At 73.4% G+C, this 16,086-nt stretch carries 13 protein-coding genes; 7 read left to right on the top strand and 6 right to left on the bottom strand.

Annotation, left to right across the window (positions count from 1 at the left end; all coding sequences use genetic code 11):
• Positions 1–139: 139 nt before the first annotated feature.
• The 5 genes from ACZ4W9_RS36185 to ACZ4W9_RS36165 are packed head-to-tail and all read right to left on the bottom strand — an operon-like array spanning position 140 to position 5,774.
• The gene (locus tag ACZ4W9_RS36185; protein ID WP_467943003.1) at positions 140–1,450 is read right to left on the bottom strand and encodes a DUF58 domain-containing protein; all 1,311 of its coding nucleotides are present in this window, start codon (positions 1,448–1,450) and stop codon (positions 140–142) included.
• Entirely contained in the window at positions 1,450–2,439 is a 990-nt protein-coding gene (locus tag ACZ4W9_RS36180) for an AAA family ATPase (RefSeq protein WP_467943005.1), read from the bottom strand. The genes ACZ4W9_RS36185 and ACZ4W9_RS36180 overlap by 1 nt, the downstream gene beginning before the upstream one ends.
• Positions 2,439–3,635 (bottom strand): DUF4350 domain-containing protein, encoded by a 1,197-nt coding sequence (locus ACZ4W9_RS36175; RefSeq protein ID WP_467943001.1) that lies wholly within the window; start codon positions 3,633–3,635, stop codon positions 2,439–2,441. The genes ACZ4W9_RS36180 and ACZ4W9_RS36175 overlap by 1 nt, the downstream gene beginning before the upstream one ends.
• Positions 3,632–4,405, bottom strand: coding sequence for a DUF4129 domain-containing protein (locus ACZ4W9_RS36170; RefSeq protein WP_467942999.1), 774 nt, complete (start codon positions 4,403–4,405; stop codon positions 3,632–3,634). The genes ACZ4W9_RS36175 and ACZ4W9_RS36170 overlap by 4 nt, the downstream gene beginning before the upstream one ends.
• A 4-nt stretch (positions 4,406–4,409) precedes the next feature.
• On the bottom strand, positions 4,410–5,774 hold the full coding sequence (locus ACZ4W9_RS36165; RefSeq protein WP_467942996.1) for a DUF7847 domain-containing protein: 1,365 nt from the start codon (positions 5,772–5,774) through the stop codon (positions 4,410–4,412).
• Between the two features lie 140 nt (positions 5,775–5,914).
• Between ACZ4W9_RS36165 and mtnA the strand changes: the two genes are divergently transcribed.
• The 7 genes from mtnA (at position 5,915) to ACZ4W9_RS36130 (ending at position 14,847) form a co-directional block, all read left to right on the top strand.
• Entirely contained in the window at positions 5,915–7,060 is a 1,146-nt protein-coding gene (gene mtnA, locus ACZ4W9_RS36160) for an S-methyl-5-thioribose-1-phosphate isomerase (protein WP_467942994.1), read from the top strand.
• Between the two features lie 108 nt (positions 7,061–7,168).
• Positions 7,169–7,858: a two-component system response regulator MtrA gene (mtrA, locus tag ACZ4W9_RS36155; protein ID WP_187279108.1), complete on the top strand. Its 690-nt coding sequence runs from the start codon at positions 7,169–7,171 to the stop codon at positions 7,856–7,858.
• 1 nt (position 7,859) lies between these two features.
• Positions 7,860–9,959 (top strand): MtrAB system histidine kinase MtrB, encoded by a 2,100-nt coding sequence (gene mtrB / locus ACZ4W9_RS36150; protein ID WP_467942992.1) that lies wholly within the window; start codon positions 7,860–7,862, stop codon positions 9,957–9,959.
• Positions 9,949–11,781 carry an LpqB family beta-propeller domain-containing protein gene (locus ACZ4W9_RS36145; protein ID WP_467942990.1) on the top strand — a complete coding sequence of 611 codons (1,833 nt, stop codon included), beginning with the start codon at positions 9,949–9,951 and terminating at the stop codon, positions 11,779–11,781. The genes mtrB and ACZ4W9_RS36145 overlap by 11 nt, the downstream gene beginning before the upstream one ends.
• Positions 11,782–11,859: 78 nt before the next feature.
• Entirely contained in the window at positions 11,860–12,897 is a 1,038-nt protein-coding gene (locus tag ACZ4W9_RS36140) for a ComF family protein (protein ID WP_467942988.1), read from the top strand.
• A 307-nt stretch (positions 12,898–13,204) separates the two neighbouring features.
• Entirely contained in the window at positions 13,205–13,897 is a 693-nt protein-coding gene (gene hpf / locus ACZ4W9_RS36135; protein WP_467942986.1) for a ribosome hibernation-promoting factor, HPF/YfiA family, read from the top strand.
• Positions 13,898–14,100: 203 nt separating this feature from the next.
• A complete protein-coding gene (locus tag ACZ4W9_RS36130) occupies positions 14,101–14,847 on the top strand; it encodes a response regulator (RefSeq protein ID WP_467942984.1) in 747 nt (248 codons plus the stop codon).
• A 13-nt stretch (positions 14,848–14,860) separates the two neighbouring features.
• Here ACZ4W9_RS36130 and ACZ4W9_RS36125 read toward each other — a convergent pair whose 3' ends face one another.
• Positions 14,861–16,036 (bottom strand): winged helix-turn-helix domain-containing protein, encoded by a 1,176-nt coding sequence (locus ACZ4W9_RS36125; RefSeq protein ID WP_467942982.1) that lies wholly within the window; start codon positions 16,034–16,036, stop codon positions 14,861–14,863.
• Positions 16,037–16,086: the final 50 nt, after the last annotated feature.

Raw genomic sequence — 16,086 nt, 5'->3', positions numbered from 1 at the left:
GTACTGCAGGGGGGACCCTGTGGGAGAGTAGGACACCGCCGAACAATTTTTGGGGAAACCCCCGCACCTTCGGGTGCGGGGGTTTTCTGCGTTATAGCCCCCCGCGGCACGTCCCAAAAGAACGTGGCGGGAAAAGCCCTCAGAGCCGGCCCGCCGCTTTCAACGCCAGATACGCGTCCGCAAGCGCCGGCGCGAGATCCTCCGGAGTCGCGTCCACCACCGTCACCCCATGACGTCGGAGCTGCTCCGCGGTGCGTCGGCGCTCGTCTTGGGCGCGAGCCGCCGCTGCCGCCTCGTACACGGCCTCCACATTCCCCCGCGCCCGCGCCATGCGAGCGATGTGCGGATCCGCCACCGACGCGACCAGAACCGTATGGCGCTGAGTGAGCTGCGGGAGCACGGGCAGCAAGCCCTGCTCCACCGGCGCCGCGTCCAGCGACGTGAGAAGCACGACCAGGGAACGCCGAGGCGCGGTGCGCAGAGCGGCGGCGCTGAGACCCCGCGCGTCGGTCTCGACCAGCTCCGGCTCAAGCGTGGCCATCGCGTCGACCAGAGAAGGCAGCACATCGCCGGCCGTACGGCCCTGGACCAGTGCGCGCACCCGGCGGTCGTAGGCCAGCAACGCCACCCGGTCGCCGGCGCGTGAGGCGAGGGCCGCCAGCAGCAGGGCCGCGTCCATGGAAGCGTCCAGGCGCGGCGCGTCGCCCACCCGGCCGGCCGAGGTGCGACCGGTGTCCAGCACCAGCAGGATGTGCCGGTCGCGTTCGGGGCGCCAGGTGCGCACGGCGACAGCGGACTGCCGGGCCGTGGCACGCCAGTCGATGGAGCGGGTGTCGTCCCCGGGGACGTACTCGCGCAGGCTGTCGAACTCCGTCCCCTCCCCCCGCGTCAGCACGCTGGTGCGGCCGTCGAGTTCGCGCAATCGGGCGAGCTTCGACGGGAGGTGCTTGCGGCTGGTGAACGGGGGCAGGACTCGTACGGTCCAGGGAACCTGGTGGGTTCCCTGGCGGGTGAACAGTCCGAGAGGGCCGTAGGAGCGAATGGTCACGCGGTCGGCCTCGCGGTCCCCCCGGCGGGTGGGGCGCAGTGTGGTCGTCACGCGTCGGCGCTCGCCCGGGGGCACGGTCAGCGGGTGCCGGGAAGCCCCGGTCTCGGTCCCCGGCTGCCAGGCGCTCGGTGGCCAGGCGTCACGGAGCCGGGCCCGAAGGGGCCGGCGGCTCGGGTTCGTGACCGTCAGGGTGACGCTGGCGGGGTCGCCGAGACGGACGGTGGTGTCGCCGGAGCGGGTCAGGCGCAGGTGACGCACCGGCGCGGCCAGTGCGTAGTCGCAGGCGCAGGCCAGGGCGAGAGAGCCGTTGACGGCGAGGATGCCCGTCCAGCCCGGCTCCAGGAGTCCTACGGGGAGGGAGCCGAGGGCCGCGAGGAGAGCGGCGCGTCCGGTGAGTGCCATCAGCGGGGGACCGGGACGTGGGCGAGGACGGCGTTGACGACCGAGTCGGCGGTCACGCCCTCCATCTCGGCCTCGGGGCGAAGTTGCACGCGGTGCCGCAGGGTCGGCAGGGCCAGGGCCTTCACATCGTCGGGGATGACGTAGTCGCGGCCCGTCAGCCAGGCCCAGGCGCGTGAGGTGGCGAGCAGGGCGGTGGCGCCGCGCGGGGAGACGCCCAGGGCGAGGGACGGCGACTCGCGGGTGGCGCGGCAGATGTCCACGACGTAGGCGGTGATCTCGGGAGACACGGTCGTCTTGGCGACCGCGGCGCGGGCCACCGCCAGATCGGCGGGGCCGGCGACCGGTCGTACGCCGGCGGCGCGCAGGTCGCGCGGGTCGAAGCCCGAGGCGTGCCGGGTCAGGACGTCGATCTCGTCCTGGCGGGAGGGCAGGGGGATGGTCAGCTTCAGCAGGAACCGGTCCAGCTGGGCTTCCGGGAGCGGGTAGGTGCCCTCGTACTCCACCGGGTTCTGGGTCGCGGCGACCAGGAACGGATCGGGGAGCGGGCGCGGGGTGCCGTCGACCGTGACCTGGCGTTCCTCCATGGCCTCCAGCAGCGAGGACTGGGTCTTGGGCGGAGTGCGGTTGATCTCGTCCGCGAGGAGGAGGTTGGTGAAGACCGGGCCGGGCTGGAAGGAGAACTCGGCGGTGCGGGCGTCGTAGACGAGGGAGCCGGTGACGTCACTCGGCATCAGGTCCGGCGTGAACTGAACGCGCTTGGTGTCGAGTTCCAGCGCGGATGCGAGGGCGCGGACGAGCAACGTTTTGGCGACCCCGGGGACTCCTTCCAGTAGGACGTGTCCGCGGCAGAGGAGGGCGACGACGAGGCCGGTCACGGCGGGGTCCTGGCCGACCACGGCTTTGGCGATCTCGGCGCGCAGGGTTTCCAGCGCGGCGCGGGCGGTGGCCGCGTCCCCGCCCCGCCCGGCGTTGTCGGCGGTCGGTTCCATCATGAACGGCGTACCTCTCTTTCGAGGGCGTCGAGTTGATCGGTGAGGGCGATGAGGGCCGCGTCGTCGCCGGGCGGCGGTCCGAAGAGGAGGGGATGCAGCGTCCGTCCGTCGCCGGAGAGGCGGGCGGAAAGGGCCGGGAGCAGGGCTTCCGGCGTGTGCGCCTGGGTGGCGGGGACGCCGGCAAGGGAGGCGAGGCGGGCGCGGGTGGCGGAGCGCAGGGCGTCTGCCGCGCGGTCGCGGGCGTTCGCCTTGCGGTAGAGGCGGGCGCGGCCTTCGGTGGTCTCGGAGGCGCGGATGGCGACGGGGAGTTTCTCGGCCACGAGAGGGCCGAAGCGGCGGGCCCGCCAGAAGGCGGCGAGTGCCGCTGCGACGAGGAGTTGCAGGGTGGCCCAGAGCCACCCCGTGGGGAGCAGGTCGAAAAGGCCCTTCTGGTCGTCCGTCCGGGCACCGGAGGCGTCGGACAGCGAGGGGAGGTACCAGACCAGATGCGGGCGGGAGCCGAGGAGTTGAAGGGCCAGCGAGGCGTTGCCCTGCTCGTCGAGGCGGTCGTTGTAGAGGATGTCGGGCGCACCGAGCACGACGGTGTCGCCGCCCCCGGAGGGCGTGGGGACGCGCAGCAGGGTGGCGAGGCGCTCGCTGGGGTAGCAGGAGTCGGCGTCGAGGCGGGTGGTGGTGTAGCGGACGCCGCCGGTGTCGGCGGTGCCCGCGCGCCGGGCCTCGGGCAGCGCGCAGTGCGGGGTAAGCGCGGAGTCGCCGCTGGTGGCGGGGTCCGCGGTGACCCCGGGGGCGAGTCGCTCGACGGACCAGCTGCCGGCCGCGACCAGGACGGTGCGCCCGCCGGAGGTCGCCGTGGCCGTGCGCAGCCGCGTCTGCTGACCATGGGTCAGCCGGTCGGGCACGGCGACCAGCAGGGTGGTGTCGGGGCCGGTGGCGGAGCGTGCCGCTTCGAGGGTGGTCACCACGCGCGTCGAGACGCCCCGCCGGCCGATGAGTTCGGCGACGGCGCGACTGCCGTGGGGATCGGCGGAGCGCGGGTCCAGTTCGCCGTGATGGGCGGTGGAGCGTACGGCGGCCATGGCGACGGCCGCGGCCAGGATCAGGACGGCGGCGAGCGCGAGGCCGCGCGTGCGGGTCCACACCTGGCGGCCGGTGGGTGCGGTGGAGGTGGTGGCCGGCGGGGCGTCGGTGGTCACTCGGCTGCCCCCTGGCGGGTGCTGTGGGCCGTGCTGGTGGCGCTGTCCGCGAGGACGGGCCGGGTGTTCGCCAGGTCGTGGTCGAGGCCGGCGAGACGGCGGTACGACTGTTCGCCGGCGCCGCGCCCGCCGTATGTGACGTCGTCGAACTCGCGGGCCGCGGTGCGCAGCCGGTCCGCGTGCGCGGGCAGGGTGCGGCCGGCCTCGGCGGCGGCTTCGTCGGCGGTGCGGCCGGGGCGTACGTCGAGCAGGGCGCGTTCCTCCAGGGACCGGACCACGGCGCGCATGCGCTCCTGGACGGCCTGGTTCCAGTGGCCCTGGGCCGCGTGTGCCTCGGCGGCCGCGCGGTGTTCGGCGGCGCTGCGGACGTGCTCGTCGAACAGGACCGCCGCGGTGGCGGGCCGGCGGCGGGGGGTGCCGAGGCGCCACCAGAGGGCGGCCAGGACGGCGACGACGACCAGGATGACGACGACCAGGCCGACCACACCGCCCGGCGTGGCGGACGCGGCCGTGCCGAACAGCCGGCCGAGCCAGTCCCAGAACGCGTTCAGGGCGCGCTGGAACAGGCTGGGGTCGTTCTCGTGGTACATCCCCTTGGACAGCTCGCGCCGGGCCGCCTCCCGAGCGGGATCGCGCGGGACGGTCACCGGCGGCTCGTCGCCCGAGCCGCCGGCCGCCAGGACCGCACGGCCTGGCGCGCGTGACAGGCGAGCGATCGTGGCGGCGCCCGATGGGAGCGCCGCCGTGAGAACTCCCCCCGCGAGGCTCACCGCATCAGCTCCCGGGGACGGGGCCGGGGGCGCCGTTGCCGAAGCCCTGGACACCGGCGGCGCGGGCCAGCTCGAGGTCGAGGGCCTCGCGGCGGATGCGCTGGTCGATGTAGAGGAGCGCGGTGACGCCGGCGCTGATCGGAAGGGTGAGCGTGGTGCCGACCAGGGAGCCGATGCCCCGGATGATCAGGAAGGCCCAGCCGACGTCGCCGCTGTTGGTGGCGAGGAAGTCGGCCATGCCGTCGCCGCCCGCCGCCGCGCCGATGACGGCGAAGGGGATGGTCACGATCGCCGAGACGATGTTCGTGATCAGTCCGGCCAGCAGCTGGATGCCGAAGACGCGCCACCAGGAGCCCCGCACCAGCTTGACGGAACGGCTCATGGACTTCTTGATGCCCTGCCGCTCCAGCATGAGGGCGGGAGCGGCCAGGTAGAAGCGGACGCTCAGCCACACCGCGACGACGATGGCGGCGAGGATGCCGAGGACCAGCAGCGCGGCCCCCGCGGCATCGCTGCCGCCGCCGGCCAGGACCAGGATGCCGGGCAGTGCCCCGACGGCGAGGACGCCGAAGACGATCAGGCCGAGCAGGATGAGCAGACCGCACAGCCTGAGCAGTTGCGGGCGGGACTCACGCCACGCCTCGCCGGTGCTGACCGGTTTGCCCAGTACGGCACGGCTGGTGATGGTGGTGAGCAGGGCGGTCGCGACGAGCATGGCCGCCGCGGAGACCACCGTGAGGAGTCCGGTGCCGATCACGGTGTCGCGCAGGCTGCGGAGGACCTCGCCGGGGGTGGCGGTCCGGCTGTCGAGCGTGGTGTCGGTGAGGGCGTCGTTCAGGACGAAGCCCTGCAGGAGGACCAGGCCGACCTCGGTGAGCAGGGCGACCGCCAGCGAGATGCCGAGGACCGAGCGCCAGTAGGTGCGCATCGTGGAGACGGCGCCGTCGAGGATCTCGCCGACGCCGAGCGGGCGCAGCGGGATGACACCGGGCTTGGCGGCGGGGGGCGGTCCGCCCCAGCCGCCGCCCCAGGCCGGATAACCGCCGTAGCCGCCGGGAGGGCCGCCGTAGCCGCCACCGCCCTGGCCTCCGTGGCCGCCGGGGGGCTGTCCGCCCCAGCCGGGGCCGGGCGGCGGGGGCGGTGGGGCCTGGTGCGGGCCGGGGGCACCGGTGGGCGCCGACCACTGCCCGGGTGGCGGCTGCTCCTTGGACCATGTGCCGCCTGGGCCCTGCGGGTCCGGGCCCGGCTGCGGCGCGGGCTCGGCGGGGCCGGGGCGGCCGGCGGGCTCGGCGGGGCCGGACGCACCGGGTTCCCGCCCCTCGGACGACGGGGCGGATCCGGGCGAGGCCCAGCCCGGAGTGTCAGTCATCGAAACTCCTTCTCGGTGCCCGTCCGCGGTCGCGGCGGCGGGTTGGCAGCCATCGTGCCATGGGCCGGTCATCGGGGTACGGGCCGCAGTGGGGGCGGGACTTCTTCAATTGTCCGCCGGATCCGGGGCAGACTGACGGCATGGCTGAGCAGCAGGCGCGAACCGGCGTGGACAAACGGCCGACGGGGATACCGGCGATCCGATGGGAGGAACCACCAGAGGGCCCCGTACTGGTCCTCCTCGATCAGACGAGGCTTCCGGCCGAAGAGGTCGAATTGGTGTGCACGGACGCGTCGGCGCTGGTGGAGGCGATCCGCTCGCTCGCCGTGCGCGGTGCGCCGTTGCTCGGGATCGCGGGTGCGTACGGTGTCGCGCTCGCCGCCGCGCGCGGCTTCGACGTGCCCGAGGCGGCGCGCGTGCTGGAAGGGGCCAGGCCCACCGCGGTGAACCTGTCCGTCGGCGTGCGCCGGGCCGAGACCGCTCACCAGGCGGCGCTGGCCCGGACCGGTGACCCGACCGCGGCGGCCGTGGCGGCCCTGGCGGCGGCGCGGGCGCTGCACCGGGAGGACGCCGAGGCCAGCGCCCGGATGGCGGCCCACGGGCTGGCACTGCTGGACGAGCTGCTGCCGGCCGGCGGGCACCGGATCCTGACCCATTGCAACACCGGCTCGCTCGTGTCGGGCGGGGAGGGCACGGCCTTCGCGGTGGCGCTCGGTGCGCACCGGGCGGGGCGGCTGCGGCGGCTGTGGGTGGACGAGACGCGGCCGTTGCTCCAGGGCGCGCGTCTGACGGCGTACGAGGCGGCCCGCAGCGGTATGGCGTACACCCTGCTCACCGACAACGCGGCGGGCTCGCTGTTCGCGGCGGGCGAGGTGGACGCGGTGCTGATCGGGGCGGACCGGATCGCGGCCGACGGCTCGGTGGCGAACAAGGTCGGCAGCTATCCGCTGGCCGTGCTCGCCCGCTACCACCACGTGCCGTTCATCGTGGTGGCGCCGGTGACGACGGTCGACCGGGACACCCCCGACGGGGCGTCCATCGAGGTCGAGCAGCGCCCGGGCTTCGAGGTCACCGAGGTCATGGCACCGCAGGTGGCGGCGGCCGGGGCGGCGGCCGGGATCGCGGTGGCACCGCTGGGGACACAGGCGTACAACCCGGCGTTCGACGTGACGCCCCCCGAACTGGTGACGGCCATCGTCACCGAGGAGGGGGTCGTCTCCCCGGTGACCGCGGAGTCCCTCGCCGAGGTCTGCGCCCGTTCACGCCGCACCGCGGATCCCGCATGATCAAGCCGCTCCCGGCGGCCGGGGGCAGACAGTGACGGCCCGGTACGACTAGGGTCACCGGCCAGTGACCTGCCTCACCAGCGCGCCTGTCACTGTTACGAGAATGGGATGATGTCGTTTATGAAGGGACGAGTCCTTGTCGTCGACGACGACACCGCACTGGCCGAGATGCTCGGCATCGTGCTGCGTGGTGAAGGTTTTGAGCCGTCTTTCGTAGCCGACGGCGACAAGGCGCTGGCCGCTTTCCGTGAGAGCAAGCCCGATCTGGTGCTGCTCGACCTGATGCTGCCCGGGCGGGACGGCATCGAGGTGTGCCGGCTGATCCGGGCGGAGTCCGGGGTGCCGATCGTGATGCTCACGGCCAAGAGCGACACCGTCGATGTGGTGGTGGGCCTGGAGTCGGGGGCCGACGACTACATCGTCAAGCCGTTCAAGCCGAAGGAGCTGGTGGCGCGGATCCGGGCGCGGCTGCGCAGGTCTGAGGAGCCGGCGCCGGAGCAGCTCACCATCGGTGACCTGGTCATCGATGTCGCCGGGCACTCGGTGAAGCGGGACGGGCAGTCGATCGCGCTGACCCCGCTGGAGTTCGACCTGCTGGTCGCGCTCGCGCGCAAGCCGTGGCAGGTGTTCACGCGTGAGGTGCTGCTCGAGCAGGTCTGGGGCTACCGGCACGCGGCCGACACGCGGCTCGTCAACGTGCACGTCCAGCGGCTGCGGTCCAAGGTCGAGAAGGACCCGGAGCGGCCGGAGATCGTGGTGACCGTCCGTGGTGTCGGTTACAAGGCCGGGCCGAGCTGACATGTCCGGGGACAGTGCCGCTTCGGCTCCCGGCGGGCCCGGGAACCGTCCGGGGCGGCCTGTCGGCCGGACGGCGGTGGGTGCGCGCCTGAGGAGGCTGTTCGAGGGCGGGTTGGTGCGGGGCGGGGTGCAGGGCAGCCCGGTCGTGCGGCTGTTCCCGCGCTGGGTGCGCCGTCCACTGCTGCCCGTGATGCGGCTGTGGCGGCGCAACATCCAGCTCAGGGTCGTCGCCACGACCCTGGTGATGTCGCTGGGCGTCGTCCTGCTGCTGGGCTTCGTCGTCATCGGGCAGGTCCGCAACGGACTGCTGGACGCGAAGGTGAAGGCGTCGCAGAGCCAGGCCACCGGCGGATTCGCGGTGGCCAGGCAGAAGGCCGACGAGGCGGCGGGCGGCACGGGCGCCGGCGGGACGGCCGGTACCGGTGACGGGACGGCGACCGCGGACGGACGGCAGTCGCAGAATGTCATCCAGTGGATGAGCGACCTCGTGGAGTCGCTGTCCAGCGGTGGCGCGGGCGCCTTCGACGTGGTGACGCTGCCCGTCGGCGACGACAGCGGCGGCGGACGCAGCCCGCGCGGCTCCGGGAACGTCAACCCGACGTCCAGCGTGCCCGTCGAGCTGCGCGAGCGGGTCAACGGCGGTACGACGGCCGTACAGAGCAACACGCGGATCGTCTACTTCGGCGGCAAGGAGTCGCAGCCGGGCCTGGCCATCGGCAAGCAGGTCAACGACCCCAACGGCCGCCCGTACGAGCTGTACTACCTCTTCCCGCTCACGCAGGAGGAGAAGTCCCTGAGCCTGGTCAAGGGCACCCTGGCCACGGCGGGGCTGTTCGTCGTCGTCCTGCTCGGCGCCATCGCCTGGCTGGTGGTGCGGCAGGTCGTCACGCCGGTGCGGATGGCGGCCGGGATCGCGGAGCGGCTGTCCGCCGGGCGGTTGCAGGAGCGGATGAAGGTCACCGGCGAGGACGACATCGCGCGCCTGGGCGAGGCCTTCAACAAGATGGCGCAGAACCTCCAGGTCAAGATCCAGCAGCTGGAGGATCTGTCGCGGATGCAGCGGCGGTTCGTCTCCGACGTCTCGCACGAGCTGCGCACCCCGCTGACCACGGTCCGGATGGCCGCGGACGTCATCCACGAGGCGCGCGAGGACTTCGACCCGGTGACGGCGCGGTCCGCCGAGCTGCTCGCCGACCAGCTGGACCGGTTCGAGTCGCTGCTCGCGGACCTGCTGGAGATCAGCCGGTTCGACGCCGGCGCCGCCGCGCTGGAGGCCGAGCCGATAGACCTCAGGGAGGTCGTCCGGCGGGTGGTGAGCGGCGCCGAGCCGCTCGCCGAGCGCAAGGGCACGCGCATACGGGTGGTCGGTGACCAGCAGCCCGTCGTCGCCGAGGCGGACGCCCGGCGCGTGGAGCGCGTCCTGCGCAACCTGGTCGTCAACGCGGTCGAGCACGGCGAGGGCAGGGACGTCGTCGTCAGGCTCGCCGCGGCGGGCGGGGCGGTGGCCGTCGCCGTACGCGACTACGGCGTGGGTCTGAAGCCGGGCGAGGCCACCCGGGTCTTCAGCCGCTTCTGGCGGGCCGACCCGGCACGCGCGCGGACCACCGGCGGTACGGGTCTCGGGCTGTCGATCGCGCTGGAGGACGCGCGGTTGCACGGCGGCTGGCTGCAGGCCTGGGGCGAGCCCGGTGGCGGCTCCCAGTTCCGGCTGACGCTGCCGAGGACCGCGGACGAGCCGCTGCGGGGCTCGCCGATACCGCTGGAGCCGAAGGACTCCCGCCGCAACCGCGGCCTCGACGAGGCCGGCCGGGCGCGCGGGAGCGAGGAGAAACGGGCGACCGTTCCGGTGCAGCAGGCCGCCCAGGCGTCCGCGCTGCCGCCGCGGGCGCCGATCGCGCCGGGGCTGGGCGGCGGTGCCCCGGCCGCCGACCCGACCGCCCTGCCCGGCAACGGCGCACGCGTGGTGCCCCGGCCCACCGGCGGCGCACGGCGTCCCGCCGACGGCCCGGCCGCGCGTCCGGCGCCCGGCGCGGGACCGGTCCGGCCGGAGGCCGCGCCGCAGGACTCGACCGAGCCAGGGGAGGCATTTCGTGGCCGCTGACCGCGAGGGGGGCGCACGGCGGCGGCCGTGGCGCGCGGTGGCGTACGCCGCCTTGGGCGTGGTCCTGCTGGCCGGGTGTGCCTCGATGCCCGACAGCGGGGACCTGCGGGATGTGGAGTCCACGCCGCGGCGGGACACCGGGGTTCGGGTCTTCGCCATGCCGCCGGCCGACGGCGCCGGGCCGGGCGAGATCATGCAGGGCTTCCTGGAGGCGCTGACCAGCGACGACCCTGAGTACGACACGGCGCGCAAGTACCTGACGGCCGAGACGGCGGGCAGCTGGCGGCCGGAGCGGTCGACCACCGTCCTGGCGAACGGGCCGAGCATCGAGACCGACTGCAGCCCGGGCGGCCGGGAGGAGACCAACAGCGTCACCTGCGTGCTGACCGGCACCCGGGTCGCCACGGTCGACGCACAGCAGGCCTACCAGCCCGCCGGCGGCCCCTACCGCACGAAGCTGCACCTCACGAAGGACCCCGAGAACAGGCAGTGGCGCATCGACGGGCTGCCCGACGGCGTCGTCATGGGCAAGTCGGACTTCCAGCGCAACTACACGTCCGTCGACAAGTACTACTTCGCCTCCCACACGTCGGTCGGGGCGGGCGGGCAGCCGGTGGCGGTCGCCGATCCGGTGTTCGTGCGCAGCAAGGTGGACCCGATGACGCAGATGGTCCGGTCGCTGCTGAACGGGCCCACGGACTGGCTCGGGCCGGTGGCCAGGTCCAGCTTCCCGACCGGTACGGAGCTGCGGAAGGGCGCGTCCGGGCTGGCCCCCGACGACCAGAACAAGCTGACCGTGCCGCTGAACCTCAAGGCGTCCCGGGTCACGTCCGGCAAGTGCACCGAGATGGCGGCACAGGTGCTGTTCACCCTGCGGAACCTGGCGCCGACGCTGGAGTCCGTCGAGCTGCGCGGCACCGGCGGCGACCGGCTGTGCGAACTGTCCAAGGAACGCGCCGAGTCCGCCGCCTGGCACGGATCGTCCAAGCGCCCCGAGTACGTGTACTTCATCGACGGCAGGCACCGGGCGGTGCGGATGCCGACCGGGAGCACCGGTACGGGCTCGGTCCCGGTGCCCGGTCCGCTCGGCGAGGGCGGCAAGGAGCTGCGGTCGGTTGCGGTGTCGCGCGACGAGCACACCGCGGCCGGGGTCGCCGACGACGGCGGGTCGCTGTACGTCGCCTCGCTGGCGTCGGGCGGTTCGCTCGACGCGCCGCTGGTCACCAGCGGCGGCGCCACCCCCGACGAGCGGCTGACCACCCCGAGCTGGGACGCCCGGGGCGACCTGTGGGTGGCCGACCGCGACCACCGCCGGCCCGGTCTGTACGTCCTGGAAGAGGGGGAGAAGGAAGCGGTGCGCGTCGCCGTCCCCGACCTTCCCGGGCGGATCACGGACGCCCGGGTGGCCGCCGACGGAGTGCGGATCGCGCTGGTCGTGGCCAAGGACGGCAAGCAGTCCCTGTACATCGGCCGGATCCAGCGCGACGACGGCACCGGGCAGGGCATCTCGGTGGACGGGCTGCGCTCGGCGACCCCGGACCTGGAGCAGGTCAGCGCCATCTCCTGGGCCGGGGACAGCAGGCTGCTCGTCGTCGGCCAGGAGCAGGGGGGCGTGCAGCAGATGCGGTACGTCCAGGTCGACGGGTCCACGCTGGACGGCCCGGCCCCGGGCGCGCTCACCAGCGTCAAGGCGGTCGCCGCGTCCGAGGACGAGCGGGTGCCGCTGGTGGCCTACTCGGAGGACGGGATCGTCCGGCTGCCGTCCGGGGCGCAGTGGCAGAAAGTCGACAAGGACGGGTCGGCGCCGGTCTACCCGGGTTGATGACACTTGCTCTGACCAGCTGGTTCCGAGTTTTCCACAGGGGTGGCGGGCCGGTGGCGGCGCGGGCACAGTGGGGGCATGCGGGGCTGGTGGCAGGACCTCACCGACCTGGTGCTGCCGGCCGACTGCGCGGGCTGCGGGGCACCTCGAACGGCACTGTGCCCGCGGTGCCGGGCCACACTGGACGGGGGTGTGCCGCGGCGGGCGCGGCCGGATCCGGAGCCGGCCGGGCTGCCGGCCGTGCACGCGGTGGCTCCCTACGCGACGGAGGTGCGGGCGCTGCTCCTCGCCCACAAGGAGCGCGGCGCGCTGGCCCTCGCGGCAACGCTGGGCGCGGCGCTGGCGCGGGCCGTGCGGGCGGGCCTCGGCACGGACGCGATGGCGGCCGAGGGCGGGTCGCACGCGGGCGGCCGCGGTGCGGAGACCGTCGACGCGCGCGGCCCCGGTACGGGCGGCGGTCACGGGGGAGTCCGCTTCGGTGCCGACGGCAGGAATGCCGCTGCCGGTGCCGCTGTAGGTCCCGGCGGCGCTGGTGGCGGCGGTGAAGGTGGCGGACCGGCGGCGCCCTCCTGGCGGGAGCCCGTGCTGCTGGTTCCCGTGCCCTCCGCCCGGTGGGCCGTGCGGGCGCGTGGGCACGATCCGGTGCGGCGGATGACGCTCGCGGCGGCGCGGGAGCTGCGGCGCACCGGGACGCCGGCCCGGGTGGCGGCCGTGCTGCGGCAGCGGCGGGCCGTGGCCGACCAGGCGGGGCTGGACGCGTCGCGGCGGCTGGCGAACCTCGCCGGGGCGCTGGAGGTGACCGCGGGCGGGGACCGGCTGCTCGGCGACGGTCGGCACGTCGTGCTCGTCGACGACCTCATGACGACGGGCGCCAGTCTCGCGGAGGCGGCGCGTGCCCTGCGGGAGGCCGGGGTGTCCCGCGCCAATGGCGGAACGGCCGTGTATCGGGCCATAACCCGGGAAGGTAGGGAGGAACGACGGATCGGTGTACGGCAGGAGAGGACGGAGCCGGTGCACGGTGCAGCGGAAAAGGTGGTGCCGATCGCCCTCGGGCCGATGTTGCGCGCCGCTGTGGTCGCCGCTCCCGCCGATTCTTTCGAAATGAACAGGAACTGATCGTCAACGTGCATCGTTGCAGGTAGTGAGAGCCTCAATTCAGCTGAACGGAGGTGCGGCGTCAGAGAGGGTGACGACATCGCTCCGGGCGAGATATGTTCGGTTGTGAGGAAAGGCGCAGGCCACGCCTCGCATATCCGAATGCCGTGCCGCAGGTATTCCGTAATCACCCGCGGCGATGGGGTGGAGATCTCGCCCATGGGGGAGGTGGAAGTCACCGAGTCCGAAGGTCCGGTGATCACCGGACCTGGTGCGAAAGGGAGACGCTCCGCCGACGCGGTGGAGCGATCCGGGAACGGAGTTCTGCGTGGACATCGTCGTCAAAGGCCGCAAGACCGAGGTGCCCGACCGGTTCCGCAAGCACGTGGCCGAGAAGCTGAAGCTGGAGAAGATCCAGAGGCTCGATGCCAAGGTGATCAGCCTCGACGTCGAGGTGTCCAAGGAGCCCAACCCCCGACAGGCCGACCGCTGTGACCGGGTGGAGATCACGCTCCGCTCCCGCGGTCCGGTGATCCGGGCGGAGGCGGCGGCCAGCGACCCGTACGCGGCACTCGACCTGGCGGCCGAGAAGCTGGACGCGCGGTTGCGCAAGCAGCACGACAAGCGGTTCTCGCGCCGAGGCGCGCGCCGGATCTCGGCGGCCGAGGTCCCCGACCACGTCCCGGGCGCGGCGACCCTGAACGGCAACGGCTTCGCCACCCCGGAGGAGGAGTCCGACGGCGTGCCGACGAAGAAGATCGGCTCCCTGGAGGTCAAGGGCGAAGGCCCCCTCGTCGTCCGCGAGAAGACCCATGTCGCCGCCCCGATGACCCTCGACCAGGCCCTCTACGAGATGGAGCTGGTCGGCCACGACTTCTACTTGTTCGTCGACTCCGAGACGAAGGAACCGAGCGTCGTCTACCGGCGGCACGCCTATGACTACGGCGTGATCCATCTCAGCACGGACCCGATGGTCGCCGAGGCGCAGGCCCCCACGGCGGGGGGCACGCTGGGCGGCTGACCCACCCGGCTGAAGCCGAGCCGGTGCCCCTGGATCGCGTGTGCGCCCCCAGGGGCACCGGCGTGCGACCAGTTCGCGCCCCGCACGTCACCTCGGTGCCGTCCGGGCATGAAATCATGGCCGCACCGGCCCAACCGGTGGGCCGTTGCCTTGGGTTGGCGATGGCACAGGACCACAGGCCACAGCCTTCAGGGGGAGGAACGATGGCGGACACCTTCGGACCGATGCGGGACGGGGACGCCGACGACGAAGTCATCGGCAGGGACCCGGGCGTGGACGTGCCGCGCAAGGAGCCGATCAGAGTCCTGGTCGTGGACGACCACGCCCTCTTCCGGCGCGGCCTGGAGATCGTGCTCGCGGCCGAGGAGGACATCCAGGTCGTCGGCGAGGCGGGCGACGGGGCCGAGGCCGTCGACAAGGCCGCCGACCTGCTCCCCGACATCGTGCTGATGGACGTCCGCATGCCCAAGCGCGGCGGGATCGAGGCCTGCACCTCCATCAAGGAGGTCGCCCCCAGCGCGAAGATCATCATGCTGACGATCAGCGACGAGGAGGCCGACCTCTACGACGCGATCAAGGCGGGCGCGACCGGATATCTCCTCAAGGAGATCTCCACCGACGAGGTGGCCACCGCCATTCGCGCGGTCGCCGACGGGCAGTCGCAGATCAGCCCGTCGATGGCGTCCAAACTCCTCACCGAGTTCAAGTCGATGATCCAGCGCACCGACGAGCGCCGGCTGGTGCCCGCGCCCCGGCTCACCGACCGGGAACTGGAAGTCCTCAAACTCGTCGCCACGGGCATGAACAACCGGGACATCGCCAAGGAGTTGTTCATCTCCGAGAACACCGTGAAGAACCACGTCCGCAACATCCTGGAGAAGCTCCAGCTGCACTCCAGGATGGAGGCCGTGGTCTACGCGATGCGGGAGAAGATCCTGGAGATCCGCTGACGCCCGCGAGCGCCTAACCGAGCAGCGCGGCGAGTTCCCTGGTGAGGGGCTCGCGCAGCTCCGGCCGGGCGGTGCGCTCGACGCGGACGTCGGTGCAGTCCACCCACGACGCCGCCTCGGCCAGGGCACGGGCCACCGCCGGGACCGCCTTCGGGCCGTCCAGGGTGACCTGCTTGGCCACCAGCGTGCGCCCCTGCCGCGCCGGGTCGACCCGGCCGACCAGCCGGCCGCCGGACAGCACCGGCATCGCGAAGTACCCGTACACCCGCTTGGGCCTCGGCACGTACGCCTCCAGCCGGTGGGTGAAGCCGAAGATCCGCTCCGTGCGCGCCCGCTCCCAGATCAGGGAGTCGAACGGCGAGAGCAGCGTGGTGCGGTGCCGGCCGCGCGGTGGCGTCGCCAGGGCCGCCGGATCGGCCCACGCCGCCCGGCCCCAGCCCTCCACCTCGACCGGCACCAGACCCGAGTCCGCGATCACCGAGTCCACCTGCTCGCCCTTGAGCCGGTGGTAGTCGGCGATGTCCGCGCGCGTGCCCACGCCGAGCGCCTCGCCCGCCAGCCGCACCAGACGCCGCAGGCACTCGGCGTCGTCCAGCTCGTCGTGCAGCAGGGCGGCCGGGACCGCGCGCTCGGCGAGGTCGTACACCCGCTTCCAGCCGCGCCGCTCCACGCAGACCACCTCGCCGTACATCAAGGCCCGCTCCACGGCGACCTTCGTACCGGACCAGTCCCACCAGTCGTTCGTCTTCTTCGCGCCGCCCAGCTCCGTCGCGGTCAGCGGGCCCTCCGCGCGCAGTTGCTTGATGACCTGGTCGTAGACGCCGTCGGGGAGGTCGTGGTGCCAGTGCGGGCGGTCGCGGTAGGCGCGGCGGCGGAAGGCGAAGTGGGGCCACTCCTCGACGGGCAGCAGGCAGGCCGCGTGCGACCAGTACTCGAAGGCGTGCGTGTCCGTCCAGTACGCGTCCTCCACCGTCCTGCGGCCGACCGCGCCGAGCCGGGCGTACGGCACGAGTTCGTGGGAACGGGCCAGGACCGAGATCGTGTCGAGCTGGACCGCGCCGAGACGGCGCAGCACCCCGCGGACCCCCGCGCGCCGGTCGGGCGCGCCGAGCAGGCCCTGGGCCCGCAGGACTATCCGGCGGGCGTCGTCCGCGGAGAGGGTGGCGAGGGGACGCGGAAGGGTCGTCATGCCCCGGACGATAGAGGGTGGCACCGACAGTCCGCGACGAGCGGCGCGTC

This window comes from Streptomyces sp. NPDC029296 (assembly GCF_055569255.1).
Note: the sequence above shows the minus strand (reverse complement) of the source record. Positions and strands in the feature narration are given on the sequence as shown.

Excerpts from the sequence above, each read along its gene's own strand:
- ACZ4W9_RS36185 (WP_467943003.1), bottom strand. The coding sequence starts at position 1,450 with ATGGCACTCACCGGACGCGCCGCTCTCCTCGCGGCCCTCGGCTCCCTC.
- ACZ4W9_RS36180 (WP_467943005.1), bottom strand. The coding sequence starts at position 2,439 with ATGGAACCGACCGCCGACAACGCCGGGCGGGGCGGGGACGCGGCCACC.
- ACZ4W9_RS36165 (WP_467942996.1), bottom strand. The coding sequence starts at position 5,774 with ATGACTGACACTCCGGGCTGGGCCTCGCCCGGATCCGCCCCGTCGTCC.
- mtnA (WP_467942994.1), top strand. The coding sequence starts at position 5,915 with ATGGCTGAGCAGCAGGCGCGAACCGGCGTGGACAAACGGCCGACGGGG.
- mtrA (WP_187279108.1), top strand. The coding sequence starts at position 7,169 with ATGATGTCGTTTATGAAGGGACGAGTCCTTGTCGTCGACGACGACACC.
- mtrB (WP_467942992.1), top strand. The coding sequence starts at position 7,860 with ATGTCCGGGGACAGTGCCGCTTCGGCTCCCGGCGGGCCCGGGAACCGT.
- ACZ4W9_RS36140 (WP_467942988.1), top strand. The coding sequence starts at position 11,860 with ATGCGGGGCTGGTGGCAGGACCTCACCGACCTGGTGCTGCCGGCCGAC.
- ACZ4W9_RS36130 (WP_467942984.1), top strand. The coding sequence starts at position 14,101 with ATGGCGGACACCTTCGGACCGATGCGGGACGGGGACGCCGACGACGAA.
- ACZ4W9_RS36125 (WP_467942982.1), bottom strand. The coding sequence starts at position 16,036 with ATGACGACCCTTCCGCGTCCCCTCGCCACCCTCTCCGCGGACGACGCC.